Genomic DNA, 19,259 nt, shown 5'->3' on the forward strand with positions numbered 1-19,259 from the left:
CGGCGGGAAAGGCGGATCAGAGCGCCTTGTCGATCATCTGCGACAGCTGGCCCTTGCTGACCGCGCCGATCTGGGTCGCCTCGACCTTTCCGTGCTTGAACACCATCAGGGTCGGGATGCCGCGCACGCCATAGGTGCGGGGGGTCTTCTGGTTCTCGTCGATGTTGAGCTTGACGACGCGCAGCTTGCCTTCGTACTGCCTGGCCAGCTCGTCCAGCATCGGCGCGATGGCCTTGCATGGACCGCACCATTCGGCCCAGAAGTCGAGCAGCACCGGGGTGTCGGATTCCAGGACGTCCTTCTGGAAGGCATCGTCGTTGACGTGGGTAATCAGGTCGCTCACCAGGATCTCCGTGGTTGCGTGGAAAAAGGGGTTTTAGGACCGCGCGGCCGGCATCGGCTACACTGGGGCGCCCATGTTGCGCGGGTTCCAACGGGAAGACTGCGGGATTGCCATTGCGGCAGGCCTCCATTCCAGCGTAACTCGGGTCGCGATTCAAGCGATTCAAGGGCGGCGACGGAGGGTTCCGTTGTCATAGGCGAGAGGGCTGTGAAGCCAGCCCGTTCGCCTATGCCAGCGGAGCCGTCGGTCATAAGCCCTCCACTGGCGGAGATCAGCGACGTTGCACGCCCACACCGGCCCCACAGAGGCGACCGGCAGGATGCACGCGAGGTCGCCCCGCCCCGCAACTTCAACCGCTCCGCGCCGCACGGCGGCGGAGCCGGGCCAGCCTCGCGCCGCCCGCATCCCACTCAGTGACCCATGTCCGAAACCGTACTGACCGACACCTTTTTCGCCAATTTCGACCTTCACCCGCTGCTGCAGCAGGGCCTCGCCGAGGCCGGGTTCACTCGCTGCACGCCGATCCAGGCGCTGACCCTGCCGCTCGCGCTGACCGGCCGCGACGTCGCCGGCCAGGCCCAGACCGGCACCGGCAAGACCTGCGCCTTCCTGGTCGCGCTGATGAACCGCCTGCTGACCCGTCCGGCCGTGGCCGAGCGCAAGGATTCCGATCCGCGCGCGCTGATCATCGCGCCGACCCGCGAGCTCGCGATCCAGATCGACAAGGACGCGCGCAGCATCGGCCGCCACACGGGCCTCAAGACCGCGCTGATCTACGGCGGCGTCGACTACGACAAGCAGCGCCAGCAGCTCAAGGACGGCTGCGACATCATCATCGCCACGCCCGGCCGCCTGCTCGACTACTACAAGCAGCAGGTGTTCGGCTTCAACGGCGTCGAGGTGATGGTGATCGACGAGGCCGATCGCATGTTCGACCTCGGCTTCATCAAGGACGTGCGCTTCATCTTCCGCCGCCTGCCGGCGCGCGAGCAGCGCCAGGTGCTCCTGTACTCGGCCACCTTGAGCCACCGCGTGCTTGAACTGGCCTATGAGCACATGCACGAGGCGGAGAAGCTCGTGGTGGAGACCGACAACGTCACCGCCGACAAGGTGCGCCAGGTCGTCTACTTCCCGGCCAAGGAAGAGAAGATGCCGCTGCTGCTCAACCTGCTGGAGCGCGAGAAGCCCAGCCGCAGCATCGTCTTCGTCAACACCAAGGCCGCCGCCGAACGCATCACCGAGCGGGTCAAGCGCCAGGGCTACCGCGTCGGCGCGCTGTCCGGGGACGTGCCGCAGCTCAAGCGCCAGAAACTGCTGCAACGCTTCCAGGAAGGCCAGCTCGACATGCTGGTGTGCACCGACGTCGCTGCGCGCGGCCTGCACATCCCGGCGGTCAGCCACGTTTTCAACTACGACCTGCCCCAGGACGCCGAGGACTACGTGCACCGCATCGGCCGCACCGCGCGCCTGGGTGCCGAGGGCGACGCGGTCAGCTTCGCCTGCGACCTGTACGCGATGAGCCTGCCGGATATCGAGACCTACATCGGGCAGAAGATTCCGGTGGCGACGGTCGAGCCGGACATGCTGGTGATGCCCAGGCCGCGTGAGATCGACCCGCAATTCGCCGCCGACGCAGCCGCCGACAGCGCGCAATTCGGCGACAAGGTCGAGCCGCGCGGCGATGAACGCAAGTCGTCCGGCGGTCGCTCGCGCCAGGGTGGTCGCGGTGGCGAGCGTGGTTCGCGCGACGGCCGTCCGCCGCGCGCGCCGCGTCCGCCGCGCGCCGAAGGTGAGGTCGCCCTCGCGACCGAGCCGCAACCGGGCGTGGTGGCAGCGGATCCGGTGGCACCGGACGTCGCGCCCGCCGTGGATGGGGAGGGCGCGCGCAAGCGTCGGCGTCGCCGCGGTGGACGCGGCCGCCGCCGCGAGGGCGGCGAGAATGCTGCGACCCAGCCGCAGGCTGCGGCGGAGAATCGCGCGCCGCACGGCGAGCGCAAACCGCCGCGCGAGCGTGGCGCGGGCCCGTCACGGCCGTCGCGCCAGGTGACGGTGCAGTCGGGCGTGGGCGATGCGGCCTCCAAGAAGCCGAGCTTCTTCCGCCGCCTGACGCGCCTATTCACCGGGCGCTGAGCGCACCGAACCTGCCGGGTCTGCAGGGCCCCTTGTGGGCGATGCTTTCAAAGGCATCGTCCACGATGGACCCGGGCATTTCGTGGGCCGCCTTTCCGGCCCGCGCATCCCGTATCCTTTGCCCCTGGTGCGGGACAAGGAACCACACGCGGTGATCCGCTTCGACCAGGTGAGCAAGCGCTACGAGGGCGGCCATGAGGCGCTCTCGCAACTGTCCTTCGAGGTGGCGGCCGGCGAGATGGCCTTCGTCACCGGCCATTCCGGCGCCGGCAAGAGCACGCTGCTCAAGCTGATCGCGCTGATCGAGCGGCCCTCTCACGGGCAGATCGTGGTCGACGGCCAGGCCCTGGCCAAGGTCGGTCGCGGTGGCATCCCGAAGTTGCGGCGCCGGCTGGGCATGGTGTTCCAGGACCATCGCCTGCTGATGGACCGCACGGTGTTCGCCAACGTGGAGCTGCCGCTGCTCATCGGCGGCATCGCGCCCGCCGAACGCACCCGCCGCGTGCGCGCCGCACTGGAAAAGGTCGGCCTGCTTTCCTACGAGCGGCAGCTGCCCGACTCGCTCTCCACCGGCGAACAGCAGCGCGTAGGCATCGCCCGCGCCATCGTGGCGCGCCCGGCGGTGCTGATCGCCGACGAACCGACCGGCAACCTCGACCCCCAACTGGCGGTGGAGATCATGGGCCTGTTCGCCGAATTCCAGGACATCGGCACCACCGTGCTGATCGCCAGCCACGACCTTCCGCTGATCAAGCGCATGCACAAGCGCGTGGTGGTGCTCGACCACGGCCGGCTGGTGGCCGACATCCCGGGCGAGGAGGTGCTGTGAACGCCCCTGCCGCTACGGAAAAGGCCGCGCCGCGCAGCGAACGCAGCCAGTCCCGCCGTTTCGCCGGCTGGCGCGAGCACCACGGCTGGAGCGCGGCGGCGAGCCTGCGCCGGCTCGGTGGCCGCCCGCTCGGCACGCTGATGACCGTAGCCGTGCTGGGCCTGGCGCTGGCACTGCCGCTCGCGTTCTACCTGCTGCTGGCCAACGTGCAATCGATGGGCGGCGCGCTGGGCCAGAACCCGGCGATCAGCGTGTTCCTGAAGACCGACCAGGCCGGTGCGCAGGCCAATCTGCTGGCCGGTGAACTGCGCGGCCGCCCCGACGTGACGGCAGTGACCGTCAAGTCGCCGCAGCAGGGCCTGGACGAACTGGCCACCCTGCAGGGTTTTTCCGGCGCCGTGCACGCGCTCGACGAGGCCAATCCGCTGCCGTGGGTGCTGGTGGTGCAGCCCAAGGCCGGGCTCGACGCGGCCGCGGTGGGCGCGCTGGTCGAAGCGCTGCGCGGTGAACGCGCGGTCGACCTGGTGCAGGACAGCGGCCAGTGGCGGCAGCGGCTCGATGCGCTGCTGGACGTCGGCCATCGCGTGGTGCTCGTGCTGGCCGCCTTGCTCGCGCTGGCCGCGCTGCTGGTGGTCGGCAACACCGTCCGCACCGACATCGCCGGCCGGCGCGAGGAGATCGGCGTGCAGATGCTGCTGGGCGCCAGCCGCGCCTTCGTGCGCCGGCCGTATCTGTACGCGGGTATCTGGTATGGCCTGTTCGGCGGCGTGCTGGCCTCGTTGCTGGCGCTGGCGATCGAACTGGCGCTGGCTGGCCCGGCGGCGGAACTGGACCGCGCCTACGGGGGCAGCCTCAGCCTTGGCGCGCTGCCGTGGTGGCTGCTGCTGGCCGTACCGCTGGCGTCTGCCGTGCTGGGCTGGATCGGCGCACGGCTGGTCAGCGCGCGGCAGTTGCGCAAGGCCGCCTAGGTTCCCTTAGTGACCGCCTTCGCAACCCGTGCGAGGCGTGATGGTGCAAGATAGCCCCGGGTGCGCGCGGGGCGTACACGGGGTTCGGATGTGGATGGGTGGGGCATGAATGCAGACGTTGGCAGCCGCAGCGCCGGCACCGCTCCGCGGGTGCTGGTGGTGGACGGCTCCAAGGTGGTGCGCCAGCTGATCACGCGCGTGCTCAAGGCCGAATTGCCGGAAGCCGAACTGGTCGATTGCGGTAGCGGCGCCGACGCGCGCGAACTGATCGAGCGGGGCCCGTTCGACTTCATCACCATCGCATTGCGCCTGCCCGACATGGATGGCCTGGAACTGGCGCGCCACGTGCGCGAATCGGCCCAGGCCTATGTGCCGATCGTGGTGGTTTCCGGCGATGTCGACGCGCGCCTGCACAAGCGCGAGCTGGGCGACGTCACCGATTATTTCGACAAGTCGCTGGGCTTCCAGGCTCTGGCCGATTTCATCCGCGGCTACGTGCGGCCGGAAGCGACCGCCGAGGGCACCGTGCTGTACGTGGAGGACAGCCGCGTCGTGGCGCTGGCCACCCGCCGCATGCTCGAGAAGATCGGCCTGACCGTGCGCCACGTGGTCAGCGTGGAGGACGCCCTGGCCATGCTGGAGACCGATCGCGCGCAAGGCCGGATCGGCGCCGACGTGGTGCTCACCGACGTCAGCCTGAAGGGCGAGCTCACCGGCGGCGACCTGCTCGAACGCATCCGCAGCCTGTTCGGCTACGGCAAGGGCGCGCTGCCGGTGCTGGTCATGACCGGCGACGAAAACCCGGCCAACCAGGCCGCGTTGCTCAAGGCTGGCGCCAACGACCTGGTCGAGAAGCCGGTCGAGGAAAAGCTGCTGGTCACCAAGCTGTTGTTCCAGTTGCGGGTGGCCCGGCACCTGCGCCAGCGAACCCAAGGCGCGTGAGCGACACCGAAGAAGCCGAACGCGTCCGCCTGGAGCCTTCCTGGAAGGCGCGCCTGGGCGATTACCTGAAACGACCGGACATGCGCGCGCTGGCGGATTTCCTGCGCACCGAAAAGCGAGCCGGCAAGGTGCTCTATCCGCCCGGGCCGGAGATCTTCAACGCCTTCGCGCATACGCCCTTCGACAAAGTGCGCGTGGTGATCCTGGGCCAGGATCCCTACCACGGCCCCGGCCAGGCACATGGATTGTGTTTCTCGGTGCGGCCCGGCGTGCCGGTGCCGCCTTCGCTCAACAACATCTTTGCCGAGATTGCGCGCGACCTTGGCATCCCGCGCCCCGACCACGGCTGCCTTACGCCGTGGGCCGACCAGGGCGTGCTGCTGCTCAACAGCGTGATGACGGTCGAGCAGGGCCGCGCCGGCGCGCACCAGAACAAGGGCTGGGAAGGCTTCACCGATGCCGCCATCGCGGCGCTCGACCGCGAACGCGAGGGGCTGGTGTTCATGCTCTGGGGTGCCTATGCCCAGCGCAAGGGCCGACTGGTCGACCCGAGTCGCCACCTGGTGCTGAGCTCGGTGCATCCCTCGCCGCTGTCGGCCCATCGTGGCTTCATCGGCAACGGCCATTTCTCGGCGGCCAACCGTTACCTGGAAAGCCGCGGCCAGGCTCCGGTCGATTGGTCGCTGCCGCCGCGTTCACGGCTCGCTGCTTGACGTTGTAGGACTGGCGTGGAAGTGTCGATCGAAGTGACACGACAAGGAGTACGTCATGTGCAAGCCGATCGGTTTCCTGGTGATTTTCGCGGCCGCTGCGATGCCGGTGGCCAGTGCGGCAGCCGATGAGGTCGGCTCTCGCCTGCAACTTCCGTCGTTCGAGCAGGTCGATGCCAACCACGACGGCGTGCTCAGCCGTTCGGAGCTCCCCGACGGCCTGCAGGACATGCGAATGCATTTCAGCCAGTACGCGTACGCGGACAACCGGATCACGCGGCAGACGTATGCGTGGTACGCGTCTTCCGGGGAGCGGCGGCTGACCTCGACATTCCTGGAACCCCGCGGTCGAATGGCGCCGCCACAGTCCTACCTCCGGGCGGATTCCTCTGGCGCCACGCCGACGCCGCCGGTTCACAAGCGTTAGATCGCCCATGTGAACAATGGCCCGATGGCCGGACGACGAGGGCTGGCGATGCCGCCCGCATTGCTGTACGATTCGGTACATTAAATCTCGCAGCGAACTTTTCAGCCCTTTAGCACTCTCAATACCGGAGTGCTAAGCTGCGATTTACTTGCCGGAGGTTCCACATGTCCCAAGCCTTGGTGACCGCCAACCTGCCGATCCCCAGCGTCGTTGGCAGTCTGGACGCCTATATTTCCGCCGTGCACCGCATCCCGGTGCTCAGCCATGACGAGGAGCAGGCGCTGGCGCGCCGCTTCAACGAAGAAGACGACCTGGGTTCGGCCAGGAAGCTGGTGATGTCGCACCTGCGTTTCGTGGTGCACGTGGCCCGTGGCTACTCGGGCTACGGCCTGCAGCTGGGCGACCTGATCCAGGAAGGCAACATCGGCCTGATGAAGGCGGTCAAGCGCTTCGACCCGGACCAGGGCGTGCGCCTTGTCAGCTTCGCGGTGCACTGGATTCGCGCCGAGATGCACGAGTTCATCCTGCGCAACTGGCGCATCGTCAAGGTCGCCACCACCAAGGCGCAGCGCAAGCTGTTCTTCAACCTGCGCAAGAGCAAGAAGCGCCTGGGCTGGATGAACGCCGAGGAAGTGCGCATCGTGGCCAAGGACCTGGGCGTGCCGGAAGCGACCGTGCGCGAGATGGAATCGCGCCTGTCCGGTCGCGACATCGGCTTCGAGGCGCCTGCCGACGCGGACGACGACGCCAAGCCGGCGCCGGCGGCTTTCCTGGTCGACGATGGCGCCGACCCGTACGACAACGTGTCCGACGCCGACCAGGCCGACAACCAGCTGGAGACGCTTTCCAGCGCGCTTTCGAAACTCGACGAGCGCTCGCGCGACATCATCCAGCGGCGCTGGCTCAACGAGGACAAGGCCACGCTGCAGGATCTGGCCGACGAGTACGGTGTGTCCGCCGAGCGCATCCGCCAGGTCGAGGCGAATGCGATGAAGAAGATGCGCGCCCTGTTCTGACAAGTGCCGTCACGGCAAACGAAAAAGCGGCCCTCGTGGCCGCTTTTTCTTTTTGCGTTCCTGCACAGCCGGCCATCAGCGACGGGGCTGGGAACGACTGACCAAGCAAGGCCAGGCTGTTTCTTGAAGTGACCCGAGTGCCGGCCGGCGATCGGAAGCCCGCACCGGAGCCAGGTCGCGGCGGGGTCCCGCAACGGCGACAAGCAGGATGGCGTTCTTGCCGGGATCCCTGCGAGTCCCGGCCCCTTGCTCCCCTCCTTGGCGGGAGAGGGAGCAAGGCGCGTCAGAGCCGCTCGGCCAACAGCTTTTCCAGCTGCCGCTGGTCGGCCGCGAACTTGCGAATGCCTTCGGCCAGTTTGTCGCTGGCCATCGCATCCTCGTTCATGCCCCAGCGGAAGCGCGCCTCGTCGATGGGCGGGGGACGTTCCGTGCGGGTGCCATCGTCGGCCATGCGGCGCGGCAGCGGCTCATCCGATCCATCGAGTTCCGCCATCAGGTCGGGACTGATGGTCAGGCGGTCGCAGCCGGCCAGGGCCTGGATCTGGCCGACGTTGCGGAAGCTCGCGCCCATCACCACGGTCTCGTAGCCGTGGGTCTTGTAGTAGTGGTAGATGCGCCGCACCGACTGCACGCCCGGGTCTTCGTCCGGCGCGTACTGCTTGACCCCGGTGTTGGCCACGTACCAGTCCATGATGCGGCCCACGAACGGCGAGATCAGGAACACGCCCACCTCCGCACTGGCCACCGCCTGTTCGAACGCGAACAGCAGGGTCATGTTGCACTGGATGCCGCGCCGCTCCAGTTCGCGCGCGGCGCGCACGCCCTCCCAGGTCGAGGCCAGCTTGATCAGCACGCGGTCGCGCTTGATGCCGGCGTCCTCGTACAGCCCGATCAGCCGCTCGGCCTTGGCGATGCTGGCGTCGGTGTCGAACGACAGCCGCGCATCCACTTCAGTGGAGACACGGCCGGGGACCAGCTCCAGGATCTTGCGCCCGACCGCCACCGCGAGGTGGTCGCCGGCATCGACCAGCTGCTGTTCGCGCGAATGGCTTTTGGCCCGCGCCCATGCCAGCGACTCCTCCAGCAGTGGGGCGAAACTGCTCTGCGTGACCACCTTGAGCAGCAGCGACGGGTTGGTGGTGGCGTCGACCGGACGCCACCGGGCGATCGCATCGATATCGCCGGTGTCGGCGACGACGGTGGTGTATTGGCGCAGTTGTTCGAGTTGGGAGGGCACGATGGGGTCCGGGTGTCAGGGGATGTCGGAGGGGCGTTCGTCCGCGGTGGGCACGTCGTCCGCGTCGGCACCGGTAACGATGCGGGCGTGGCGCTCGTAGGTCCAGTAGGCCCAGGCCCAGTCCAGCAGCACCACCAGCCGGTTGCGGAAGCCGATCAGGAAGTAGATGTGGGCGACGAGCCAGACCCACCACGCCGGCGGGCCGGAGAGCCGCACCCGTCCGAATTGTGCCACCGCGGCCATGCGCCCGATGGTGGCGAGCGCACCCTGGTCACGGTAGTGAAACGGAGCGGGCGTCGACTCGGCGTCGACGCGCGCGCGGATGCACCGCGCCACGTGGTGGCCCATCTGCTTGGCTGCCGGTGCCACGCCCGGCACCAGCGAACCGTCCGCGCGCTCGACACAGGCCAGGTCGCCGATCACGAATACGTCCGGATGGGAGGGCAGGCTGAGGTCGGCCGCGACGCGTACGCGGCCGGCGCGATCGACGGGGGTGCCAAGGCGGCGGCCCAGCGGCGAGGCGGCCACGCCGGCCGCCCACAGCACGGTACGGGCGGCCAGCGGCGTGTCCTGCAGGCACACGCCGGCGCCGTCGATGGCGGTCACCGCGGTGCCGGTGCGCACTTCCACGCCAAGGCGCTCAAGCTGGTGGTGCGCCTTGGCCGACAGTGCCGGATCGAACGCGGCCAGCAACCGCGGACCGGCCTCGACCAGCACAACGCGCGCACTGTGCGGCGTGCTGCGGCGGAACTCGCGCGGCAGCGTGTGGCGGGCGATCTCGGCCAGCGTGCCGGCCAGCTCCACGCCGGTCGGGCCGCCGCCGACCACGACGAAGTTCAGCCAGGCGCGGCGCTCGGCCAGGTCGTCCTCGCGTTCGGCCCGCTCGAAGGCGAGCAACACGCGGCGGCGGATCGCGAAGGCATCGTCCAGCGTCTTCAGGCCGGGTGCCCAGCGCGCCCACGCGTCGTGGCCGAAATAGGCGTGGGTGGCGCCGGTGGCGACGACCAGGAAGTCGTAGTCCAGCGTCTCGTGGACGAAGCGCACGCGGCGCGCCGTGAGGTCCACGTCCAGCGCCTCGTCCAGCAGTACGGTCACGTTGTCCTGCTTGCGCAGGATCTGCCGCAAGGGCGCCGCGATCGAGGGCGCCGAGAGCCCCGCGGTGGCGACCTGGTAGAGCAGCGGCTGGAACAGATGGTGGTTGCGCCGATCGACCAGGGTGACGCGCACGGGCGCACCGGCGAGGCCGCGGGCGGTGGCGAGGCCGCCGAAGCCGCCGCCGAGGATCACGACGTGGGGAAGCGTCGGGCCATCGTCCATGGGCTTTGCCTCATGCAAGGATGCGTCCGCCCATTGTCCCACCTCGAGGTGCGGAAGCCGAATGTGCCGCCATGCGCGATCCACCGCGCGGTCGCGCACAGGTGCGCTCGCGCTCGGATCAGGGCACCGTCAGTAAAGGTCGATCGGATCGACGTCGATCGACCAACGCACCTTGCGCGCCGATGGCAGCGCCGCCAGCGCGTGCTGCCATGGCCGCAGCGCGGCATGCAGCGGACCGCGGGTGTCGGCCTCGACCAGCAGCTGCCCGCGATGGCGCCCGGCGCGCAGCGGCATCGGCGCGGGCATGGGTCCGGCGATGCGCAGCGCCGGATCGTCCGGCAGCGCCGCGTGCGCCTCGGCGAGAAAAGCGTCGACCGCCGCGCGCTGGTGCGCCTCCACGCGCAGCAGGGCCTGGTGGCTGTAAGGCGGCAGCAGCGCATCGCGACGTTCGGCCAGCAGTTCGCGCGCGGCCGCGGCGTAGCCGTGCGCGAGCAGGCCGCGCAGCAGCGGGTGTTCGGGATGATGGGTCTGCAGCAGCACGCGGCCAGGCTTGCGCGCGCGCCCGGCGCGGCCGGCCACCTGCACCACCAGTTGGGTGAGTCGCTCGCCCGCGCGGAAATCGATGCTGTGCAGACCCTCGTCCACGCCGACGATGGCGACCAGGGTGAGGTTGGGCAGGTCGTGCCCCTTGGCCAGCATCTGCGTGCCGACCAGGATCGCGGGCGCGTCGTCCTGCAGCCCGTCCAGCAGCTGCTCGAACGCATCTCGGCGGCGCGTGGTCTCGCGGTCGATGCGCAGCACCGGCACGTCGGGAAAGCGCGCGGTGAGCGCTTCCTCCAGCCGCTCGGTGCCTTGGCCCTGGGGCTTGAGCTCGGCACCGCCGCAGGCAGGGCAGGCCGGTGGCACGCCCGCATGGCGGTCGCAGTGGTGGCAGACCAGCGTGCGGCGTTGCGCGTGCAGGGTCATCGGGCGCTCGCAGCGCGGGCATTCGGCATGCCAACCGCAGGCGTGGCACAGCAGCACCGGCGCATAACCGCGACGGTTGCGGAACACCAGCGCCTGTTCGCCGCGGCCGACCGCCTCGGCCACCGCCGCCAGCAGCGCGGGCGACAGGCCGTGGTCCAGCCGCTGCGCGCGCATGTCCACGATCTGCACCTGCGGCGGGCGCACCGCGCCCGGCCGCGCGCGCAGGTGCAGGGAGCGGTAGCGGCCGGCCTCGACGTTGGCGAGCGTCTCCAGCGACGGCGTGGCCGAGCCCAGCAGCACCGGGACGCCTAGCGCGCGGCCGCGCACCAGCGCCAGGTCGCGGGCGTGGTAGCGGAAGCCTTCCTGCTGTTTGTAGGCGCCGTCGTGTTCCTCATCGACCACGATCAGGCCGGCCTGCGGCAGTGGCGTGAACACCGCCGAGCGGGTGCCCAGCACCACGCGCGCCTCGCCGTTGCGAGCGCGCAGCCAGGCGCGCGCGCGTTCGCCCTCGGCCAGGTTGGAATGGATCACTTCCACCGGCACGCCCAGCCGCTCGCGCAGGCGCCGGACGGTCTGTGGTGCCAGGCCGATTTCCGGCACCAGCAACAGGGCCTGCCTGCCCGCCGCCAATGCCTGGGCGATCAGCGCCAGGTAGACCTCGGTCTTGCCGCTGCCGGTGACGCCATCGAGCAGGAACGGCTGGAAGCGGCCGGCGGCGCCGGCGACCGCCGCCACGGCGGCCTCCTGTTCGGCGCTCAGCGGCGGGGCGGGTGAGGGCGCCGGCTCCGCCGCTTCGGGTTCACGCTGCTCGACCAATGCCGCCTCCAGCAGGCGTCGCGCGGCGGGGCGCCAGCCCGGCAGGGCGAGATCCAGCTCGGCGGCGCCCAGCGGCGCCGCCGCGAGCAGGTCGAGCAGCGCCCGGCTGGAGCCGCGCCGGCTGCCCGCATCGCGCGCGCTCTGCCCGGCCACGGTGAGCGTGTAGCAGGGCTCGGTGGTTTTCGGCAGCGGTCGCGGTTCGCGCAGCGCCAGCGGCAACGCGTTGGCGTAGGCCTCGCCCGGCGCCGCAAGCCAATAGTCGGCCGCCCAGGCAAGGGTGTGCATCAGTTCGGCATCGAGCAACGGGCCCCCGTCCAGCACCGCCAGCACGGACTTGAGCCGCACCCCGTCCACGGCCGCCTCGACGTCGGCGGCCACGACCACGCCCACCATCTTCTTGCGTCCGAACGGCACCAGCACGCGGCTGCCGACCGCCACGCCGCCGGCGGGCGGCAGATAGTCGAACAGGCGGGCGAGCGGAACCGGCAGGGCAACGCGGACGACGGCGGGCATGGACACCTCGTGGGCAGCCCAGTGTAGCGGCTCGCCCGCGGTCTCCTGCGGCCGGCCGGGGGAGTGCTGCCCGGTCATCTAGGAATCTTTCCTAAGTGACTCTCCCCCGACGGAAATTTCCCTTATCCACAAAGGCTGTGGATAAGTCTGTGGACGGGCCGGGGAGAGTGCTGTCAAAGCCCTGTCACAGTGGCCCTCGGGCACGTGCTGGGCAAAAAATAACCAGCAAATTTAGGTTTTTGAAATCAATGACTTGCGGTATGGCGTGTGATGGTGTTCACGTTCTGCTCATGGTCCCCTAAGCGGCCTTGACAGTTCCACGACGCTGTGCAAAACCGCCTCGACAGGCATTTCCGGACGCCGGTCGCTCAGTGGCCCGCGCCCATGACCGCAGCCACCAGCAGGACGCCCCCCAAGAGCCAGAAGTAGCACCAGCCTACGCACCAGTACTTGAGCAGGGTCATCGGCCAGCCCTGGCGGTAGACACGCTTCTGCATCATCAGCAGATAGGCGGGCATCCACAGCAGGATCGCGGTCTGCAGGTAGTCCACACCACGGCCGGCCCAACCCGCGTGCGGTCGAAGCCAGCCGGCGAACATGCCCAGAAGCGTGGCCAGCAGGAGTGCGAGGAACAGGAAGGCGTGGCTGTGCAGGGCGACGATGAGATGCTCCATGTAAAGCCGTCGCCTGAAGACATAAAACAGCTTCAGCAGCAGCGCGAACAGCGGCACCATCACCACCATTGCCTGGGGCAGTACCGCGAAAACGCCGGTGATCAACCGCTCCCGGGCCAGTTGGCGGGCGTCGGGGTCCTCGCTGCCGAAGGCCTCTTTGAAGTTCGCCTTCGTGCGGTGCAGATACACGTCCACGCGGTCGTTCATGAACTGCGGCAACCAGCCGACATGGAAGGTCTGCCCGTCCAACTTGCTGCTCAGGTGTACCGGGCGATCCAGTTGCGCTGCCCCGGGCTTGCGTGCGCTGGATGCGCGCGCCGGCGTGGCGCCCAGTTCGGCCTCGCGCTTGCTGGCCGCATCGCGCAACCGGTTCTCGGCCACATCGATCCCGGCGCCGGCAACCGCTGGGGCGCTCTTGCGGGCCGCTTCCAGCCCACCGATCTGCTTGGCCAAAGCGGCCTGCACTTCCTGTGGGGTACGCGCGTCGGCGAACGGGTTGCTGGCGGTGGAGTCGGTCTGTACCGCCGTGGCGAGACTCTTGTTCACGACGGCATTGACCGCCAAGTGCACGGCGAAAAAAGCCAGCAGGCACAGCACGAACATCAGCCGGAACGGCGCCACGTAGCGCTGCCGCCGGCCGGCGAAGTACTCCATGGTGAGGAAGCCGGGCCTGGTGAGCAGCGGCGGCACCGTGTGCAGGATGCGTCCGTCCACGTGCAGGAACATGTCCATGCCGTCTTCGAGCATGTGATGCACCGGCTTGAGCACGCTGTGCATGGACTGGCCACAGTGGTGGCAGAACTCGCCCTCCAGTGGCGTGGCGCAGTTGGCGCAGTGCAGTTTGCCGGCTTCGATCAGCTCGTTCATCGGGAGGCCGCCCCTGGGAAAGCGTGCGATCTTGGCACAGCGCGCCTGCCGGGGCAGCCCCGGCGACTGGGCTAGAATGGCGCGCCATCCCTGGATGCCGAACCCATGAAGACCATCGACCGCGCGCGCGTCGTGCACGAGGTCGGCGCCACCGTGCGCCTGGCCCTGCCGCTGGTGCTCGCGCAGCTAGCCGCGGTGGGCACCAACGTGGTCGATGCGCTGCTGTCCGGGCATCTCAGTGCGCATGTGCTGGGCGCGGTGGCAGTGGGCACCAGCGTGTGGACGCTGGCGATCGTCAGCGGCATCGGCGTGATGATGGCGGTGCCGCCGTCGGTCGCGCAGCTCGATGGAGCCAACCGGCGATCGGAGGTCGGCGCGGTGTTCCGCCAGGCGCTCTGGCTGGCGGTGATCCTGGGCGTGCTGCTGTGGTTCGGCGTGCGCCATGCCGAACCGCTGGTCAACCTGATCGGCGTTACGCCGGGCCTGCGCCACGACGTCAACGAATTCCTGCACGCGATCAGCTGGGGCGCGCCGGCGCTGGCCTGCTACTTCACCCTGCGCGGGCTGTCCGAGGGGCTGTCGCTGACGCGCCCGTCGATGATGTTCAGCCTTGGCGGCCTGGCCGTCCTGGCGCCGCTGGGTTACGTGTTCATGTTCGGCAAGCTCGGGCTGCCGCCGCAGGGCGCGCGCGGCTGCGGCATCGCCACGGCCCTGGTGTTGTGGCTGGAGATGCTGGGCTTTCTCGTCTACGTGCTGTGCCATCGCAACTACCGCGGGCTCAACCTGTTCGAGCATTTCGAATGGCCGCACTGGAAGCGCATCGGCGCGCTGCTGCACATCGGCCTGCCGATGGCGGTGACGTTGCTGGCCGAGGCGGGGTTGTTCGTGGCGACCGCGCTCCTGATCGGCACCATGGGCGAGAACGTGGTGGCCAGCCACCAGGTGGCGATCAACGTCGCCTCGGTGTTCTTCATGATCCCGCTGGGGTTGGCCATGGCGATCACCGTGCGGGTCGGCAACGCGGTGGGTCGCGACGACGCGCGCGGGGTGCGCTACGCCGGCTTCTGCGGCATCAGCCTGGCCCTGCTCACCCAGCTGCTCTCGGCCGCGGTGATGCTGGGCCTGCCGCATGCGATCGCCTCGCTGTATACGCGCAGCGCGACGGTGATCGACCTGGCCGCACAGTTGCTGGTGCTGGCGGGACTGTTCCAGTTTTCCGACGGCATCCAGGTCGCTTCCAACGGTGCGCTCAGGGGCCTGAAGGACACCCGCGTGCCGATGGCGATCACCCTGTTCGCGTACTGGGGCGTGGGCATGCCGGTGGGCTGGTGGCTGGCGTTCCGGCACGGGCTGGGCGCGCGCGGCATGTGGATGGGGCTGATCGCGGGCCTCAGCGTGGCGGCGGTGCTGCTGTTCGCGCGCTTCTGGCGCAGCGCCTGGCGGCACCGCTGGCTGGCGACCCCCCCGGAAGACACCATGACGGTGCGTTCCCAAGCGGTTACGCTCAACGATCATCTCTAGCATCAGCGACAACGACCCATGAGCACCCCGCCGCCCCTGCGCCGCCCGAACGGATTCTGGGCCTTCCTCTGCGTGATCGGCCGCGGTTTCAACGTGGTGCGGCTGGTGATCCTCAATCTGGTGTTCTTCGTGCTGCTGTTCGTCGTGCTGCTGCTGCTACTCGGCGGCGTGGCGGGCAGCCGCATGGCGCACACCATCAAGGACTCAAGCGTGCTGGTGCTCCAGCCCAGGGGCGAGCTGGTCGAGCAGTACAGCATCGAGCCCCTGCAGCGCGCGCTGGAGAGTCTCTCCGGCGAGCCGCCCAAGCAGTTGCAGATGCGCGACCTGGTCGGCGCCATCGACGCGGCGGCCACGGACAAGCGGATCAGCCGCATCCTGCTGCTGCCGGACGAACTCAAGGGCGGCGGCTTCGCCGCGCTGCGCGAGGTGGGCGCGGCGCTGGACCGTTTCCGCGCCGCCGGCAAGCCGGTGATCGTGTGGGGCGTGAATCTCGACCAGGGCCAGTACTACTTGGCCGCGCACGCCGACCGCATCCTGCTCGACCCGCAGGGCGGAGTGATGATCACCGGCCTGGCGAGCTACCGGCTGTTCTACAAGGACCTGCTCGACAAGCTCGGCGTGGACGTGCACCTGTTCCGCGTCGGCCGGTACAAGAGCGCCGCGGAGCCCTACATCCTCGACCACGCCTCGGACGATTCCAAGGCGGCCGACCGCTTCTGGATGAGCGGGCTCTGGGACGAATACATCGACGAGGTGGCCAGGCTGCGCCGGCTCGATCCGGCCACCTTCCGCGCCGACATCGACAACCTGCCCCAGGCGATCGAGCGCACCGGCGGCGACCTCGCCCAGCTGGCGCAGGACGAGCATCTGGTCGATGGCACCGCCACCCGCGCGCAACTCGACGCGATGATGCGCAAGGCCGGCGTGCCGGCCGGCGACAAGCCGCAGGAGGGCTTCCGCCAGGTGAGCCTGGCGCGCTACGTCGCCAACCTCGAACATGACAGCCCGTTCGCCTCGGGCGTGGCCGTGGTGGTGGCCGAAGGCGAGATCGTCGGCGGCCGGCAACCGCAAGGCAGCGTCGGCGGCGAGTCCACCGCCGCGCTGATCCGCGCGGCGCGGCAGGACCGGCGCACCAAGGCGCTGGTGCTCCGGATCAATTCCCCCGGCGGCGAGGTCTATGCCGCCGAGCAGATCCGCCGCGAGGTCGAGCTGACCCGCAAGGCCGGCATCCCGGTGGTGGTCTCGATGGGCAACGTGGCCGCCAGCGGCGGCTACTGGATCGCGATGAATGCCGATCGCATCTATGCCGACCCGAACACCATCACCGGTTCGATCGGCATCTTCGGCATGTACTACGCGGTGCCGGGCACGCTGGAAAAGATCGGCATCCACAGCGACGGCGTGGGTACCGGCCCGATGGCCGGCGCGTTCGACATCACCCGGCCGCTCGATCCGCAGGCGGGCCAGGTGATCCAGGCGATCATCAACAAGGGTTATCGCGACTTCGTGGGCAAGGTCGCCCAGGCACGCGGCAAGAACTTCGAGGCGATCGATGCGATCGCGCAGGGTCGCGTGTGGACCGGCCGCCAGGCACTCGAGCGCGGGCTGGTCGACCAGCTTGGCGGCCTCGACGCCGCGCTCGACCAGGCCGCGGCGCTGGCGAAGCTAGGCAAGGGTTACCACGTGCACTACGTCGAGGCGCCGCTAGGCGGCTTCGAGCAGTTCCTGGTCGGCATGAACCAGAGCGCGATGGTGCAGGTGGCGCAGGGCTATGGCCTGCGCCTGCCGTCATGGCTGGCCGAGCTGCGGCAACTGGCCCCCGAACTCAAGCTGCTGCGCCACGCGCAGGCCGGCCGACCGAACGTCTACGCCTATTGCTTCTGCGCCCCGCGCTGACGCCGCCCTGATCCTTCCCGGTTACGGAGAAAGGCGCCCAGAGGCGGAAATGGGGAAGGCCTTGCGGAAGGCCCATCCTGGCCAGCTGGAGCGCGCAGGGTGGGCTTCAGCCATGGTGCACCCTGCGCGGTCACTGCTCCGCGTCGTCCAGCGCCTTCTGCTGCTCCTTGGCGCGATCGTCGACCAGCTTCTGCACGTCCTTTGCCTTCTGCTCGTCCTTCTTCATGTCGTCCCACGGCGTGGCCACGCGCTTGGATGCAGCGGTGGCCTGCGGTTCCGGCGCCTTGTTCGAGCAGCCGGCCAACGCAAGCAGGCAGGCGAGTGGCAGCAATAGCTTCATGGTGGTTCCCCTTGTCGACCGGCCTTCAGTGTCCCGCCGCCGCGCGATGGCGGCAAGCGCATCGGCTAAGCTCTGCGCCCATGAACCCGCGCACCGACGCCTGGCAGCTCACCGGCCACACCGCCCTGATCACCGGCGCCAGCAAGGGCATCGGCCTGGCCGTCGCGCGCGAGCTCGGTGGGCTGGGCGCGGACCTGCTGTTGGTGGCCCGCGACGACGTCCACCTGGAGCAGGTACGCGCCGAACTGGCCGAGGACCTGCCCGGGCGCGAGGTGCTGGCCTTCGGCGCCGACCTGACCGAGGAAGAGGAACGGCTGGCGGTGTTCGACTGGATCGCCGACCTGGACGCGCCGGTCTCGCTGCTGGTCAACAACGCCGGCGGGAATGCGCCCGACGCTACGCTCGCCTACGACAGCGCCGACTACCGCGCGATCTTCGAGCAGAACCTGTTCAGCGCCTTCGAGATGTGCCGGTTGGCGCATCCGCACCTGGCCGAGCACGGCAACGCGGCGATCGTGAACGTCGGTTCCGTTTCCGGCGTGGTGCATGTACGCACCGGCTCGCCCTACGGCATGGCCAAGGCCGCGCTGCACCAGCTCACCCGCAACCTGGCAGTGGAATGGGCGGTGGACGGCATCCGCGTAAACGCGGTGGCACCCTGGTACATCCGCACGCAACGCTCGGAGCCGGCGCTGGCCGACGCGGATTACCTGGAGGAAGTGCTCGATCGCACGCCACTCAAGCGCATCGGCGAGCCGGAGGAAGTGGCCGCCGCGGTGGCCTTCCTGTGCCTGCCCGCGGCCGGCTACATCACCGGCCAGGTGCTGGCGGTGGATGGCGGGTTTCTGAGCTTCGGCTTCTGACTTCCGCATGGTGGGCTTCGGCCCGTCAGGCGCGCAGCCGCGAGGAGCGGTCGGCTGAAGCCAACCCTGCAAAGGCCGTCAGTCGCCGCAGTTGGTCAGTTGCGCCTGCAGCTGCGCCTCGCGTTTCTCCAGCGGCGGGCGCTGGCTCTTGAAGGCGTTGCCGAGCGTGTGCTCGTTCTGGTCGTAGGCGTCCTGCAGGGCCTGGCAGGTCTCCTCGACGTCCATCTCGCGGCACTGGTCCTGCACCCAGACGTAGTCGTTGGCGACCATGCCGGAGGTGACGCGCCCGCGGTTGGCTTCCGGCGCGGAGATGCCCGCCGCGCCACGGTCTGGGCCGTACACCTCCGACAGTGGCAATTGTTCGGCTCCGAGCACGCCGTAGGGCGCCTGGTAGGGCGGCGGGTTGCCGTTGTCGCTCAGGTAGGTCTTGCCGTCGGTGGCGCGCACGCAGGTGTACAACAGCGGCAGGGGCGCGGAAGGGGCGCGAGCCGGTGGCGGAGCGGCGGGTTCCGGCGGCGCCCCGGAGGTCGGCGGGGCGGCTGGCCGCGGCGCCGCGGGGGCATCGGCGACCTGCATCGTGCGTTGCTGCTGGCCGGCGCCGCAGGGGGTGTCCTGGTAGATCACCCGGCCGTCGGCGGTGGTGCACTCGTAGATCGTGGTGGCCGCTGCGTTGCCGCACCACGCCAGTCCGGCGAAGAGCAGGCCGAGGCCCAGCAAAATGGAAAGAGGCGGGCAGCGCATGGGGCGATTGTAGGACCGGACGAGTGAACCGGGCGGCTGAAAATCCCCTGTGCGGTCGCGCCGGAGGGAGGCGGCCGCCGATCGCCTTGTCCCGTCGTCTCCCGCGAGCCCGACCTCCCGCGCCAGCCTCCCATTTGAAAAGG

The 19,259-nt window shown here is 69.3% G+C and carries 17 protein-coding genes; 10 read left to right on the top strand and 7 right to left on the bottom strand.

Features of this window, described 5'->3' with window-relative positions:
- Positions 1-16: 16 nt before the first annotated feature.
- Positions 17-343: a thioredoxin TrxA gene (gene trxA, locus ACFWZ1_RS01680; RefSeq protein ID WP_231323066.1), complete on the bottom strand. Its 327-nt coding sequence runs from the start codon at positions 341-343 to the stop codon at positions 17-19.
- Between the two features lie 420 nt (positions 344-763).
- Between trxA and ACFWZ1_RS01685 the strand changes: the two genes are divergently transcribed.
- The 7 genes from ACFWZ1_RS01685 (at position 764) to rpoH (ending at position 7,365) form a co-directional block, all read left to right on the top strand.
- Positions 764-2,473 carry a DEAD/DEAH box helicase gene (locus tag ACFWZ1_RS01685; protein WP_439665219.1) on the top strand — a complete coding sequence of 570 codons (1,710 nt, stop codon included), beginning with the start codon at positions 764-766 and terminating at the stop codon, positions 2,471-2,473.
- Between the two features lie 151 nt (positions 2,474-2,624).
- Positions 2,625-3,302 carry a cell division ATP-binding protein FtsE gene (gene ftsE / locus ACFWZ1_RS01690; RefSeq protein WP_439665220.1) on the top strand — a complete coding sequence of 226 codons (678 nt, stop codon included), beginning with the start codon at positions 2,625-2,627 and terminating at the stop codon, positions 3,300-3,302.
- Positions 3,299-4,270, top strand: a complete 972-nt coding sequence (ftsX, locus tag ACFWZ1_RS01695) for a permease-like cell division protein FtsX (RefSeq protein ID WP_439665221.1) — start codon at positions 3,299-3,301, stop codon at positions 4,268-4,270. Before ftsE ends, ftsX begins: the two co-directional genes overlap by 4 nt.
- A 105-nt stretch (positions 4,271-4,375) precedes the next feature.
- A complete protein-coding gene (locus ACFWZ1_RS01700) occupies positions 4,376-5,212 on the top strand; it encodes a response regulator (protein WP_439665222.1) in 837 nt (278 codons plus the stop codon).
- Entirely contained in the window at positions 5,209-5,925 is a 717-nt protein-coding gene (gene ung, locus ACFWZ1_RS01705; protein ID WP_439665223.1) for a uracil-DNA glycosylase, read from the top strand. The genes ACFWZ1_RS01700 and ung overlap by 4 nt, the downstream gene beginning before the upstream one ends.
- Before the next feature lie 55 nt (positions 5,926-5,980).
- Positions 5,981-6,349, top strand: coding sequence for an EF-hand domain-containing protein (locus tag ACFWZ1_RS01710; RefSeq protein WP_439665224.1), 369 nt, complete (start codon positions 5,981-5,983; stop codon positions 6,347-6,349).
- A gap of 164 nt (positions 6,350-6,513) precedes the next feature.
- Entirely contained in the window at positions 6,514-7,365 is an 852-nt protein-coding gene (gene rpoH / locus ACFWZ1_RS01715) for an RNA polymerase sigma factor RpoH (protein WP_439665225.1), read from the top strand.
- Positions 7,366-7,648: 283 nt separating this feature from the next.
- On the opposite strand, the gene tal is transcribed toward rpoH, so the two are convergent.
- The 4 genes from tal to ACFWZ1_RS01735 form a co-directional block, all read right to left on the bottom strand.
- Complete coding sequence (tal, locus tag ACFWZ1_RS01720) at positions 7,649-8,602, bottom strand: transaldolase (RefSeq protein WP_439665226.1); 954 nt, start codon at positions 8,600-8,602, stop codon at positions 7,649-7,651.
- Positions 8,603-8,617: 15 nt separating this feature from the next.
- Positions 8,618-9,919, bottom strand: a complete 1,302-nt coding sequence (locus ACFWZ1_RS01725) for an NAD(P)/FAD-dependent oxidoreductase (RefSeq protein ID WP_439665227.1) — start codon at positions 9,917-9,919, stop codon at positions 8,618-8,620.
- Between the two features lie 129 nt (positions 9,920-10,048).
- Positions 10,049-12,214 (bottom strand): primosomal protein N', encoded by a 2,166-nt coding sequence (locus ACFWZ1_RS01730; RefSeq protein ID WP_439665228.1) that lies wholly within the window; start codon positions 12,212-12,214, stop codon positions 10,049-10,051.
- 368 nt (positions 12,215-12,582) lie between these two features.
- Positions 12,583-13,755, bottom strand: a complete 1,173-nt coding sequence (locus ACFWZ1_RS01735) for a DUF3667 domain-containing protein (protein ID WP_439665229.1) — start codon at positions 13,753-13,755, stop codon at positions 12,583-12,585.
- Between the two features lie 105 nt (positions 13,756-13,860).
- On the opposite strand from ACFWZ1_RS01735, the gene ACFWZ1_RS01740 reads away from it, so the two are divergent.
- Both ACFWZ1_RS01740 and sppA read left to right on the top strand, forming a co-directional pair.
- The gene (locus ACFWZ1_RS01740) at positions 13,861-15,276 is read left to right on the top strand and encodes an MATE family efflux transporter (protein ID WP_439665230.1); all 1,416 of its coding nucleotides are present in this window, start codon (positions 13,861-13,863) and stop codon (positions 15,274-15,276) included.
- An 18-nt stretch (positions 15,277-15,294) separates the two neighbouring features.
- Entirely contained in the window at positions 15,295-17,172 is a 1,878-nt protein-coding gene (gene sppA / locus ACFWZ1_RS01745; protein ID WP_439665231.1) for a signal peptide peptidase SppA, read from the top strand.
- 130 nt (positions 17,173-17,302) lie between these two features.
- Here sppA and ACFWZ1_RS01750 read toward each other — a convergent pair whose 3' ends face one another.
- Entirely contained in the window at positions 17,303-17,512 is a 210-nt protein-coding gene (locus ACFWZ1_RS01750) for a hypothetical protein (RefSeq protein WP_439665232.1), read from the bottom strand.
- An 80-nt stretch (positions 17,513-17,592) separates the two neighbouring features.
- Between ACFWZ1_RS01750 and ACFWZ1_RS01755 the strand changes: the two genes are divergently transcribed.
- Positions 17,593-18,375: an SDR family oxidoreductase gene (locus tag ACFWZ1_RS01755; RefSeq protein ID WP_439665233.1), complete on the top strand. Its 783-nt coding sequence runs from the start codon at positions 17,593-17,595 to the stop codon at positions 18,373-18,375.
- Positions 18,376-18,453: 78 nt separating this feature from the next.
- Here ACFWZ1_RS01755 and ACFWZ1_RS01760 read toward each other — a convergent pair whose 3' ends face one another.
- A complete protein-coding gene (locus ACFWZ1_RS01760) occupies positions 18,454-19,116 on the bottom strand; it encodes a DUF4124 domain-containing protein (protein ID WP_439665234.1) in 663 nt (220 codons plus the stop codon).
- Positions 19,117-19,259: the final 143 nt, after the last annotated feature.

Source organism: Frateuria sp. GZRe14 (genome assembly GCF_051900395.1).
GTDB lineage: Bacteria > Pseudomonadota > Gammaproteobacteria > Xanthomonadales > Rhodanobacteraceae > Frateuria_A > Frateuria_A edaphi.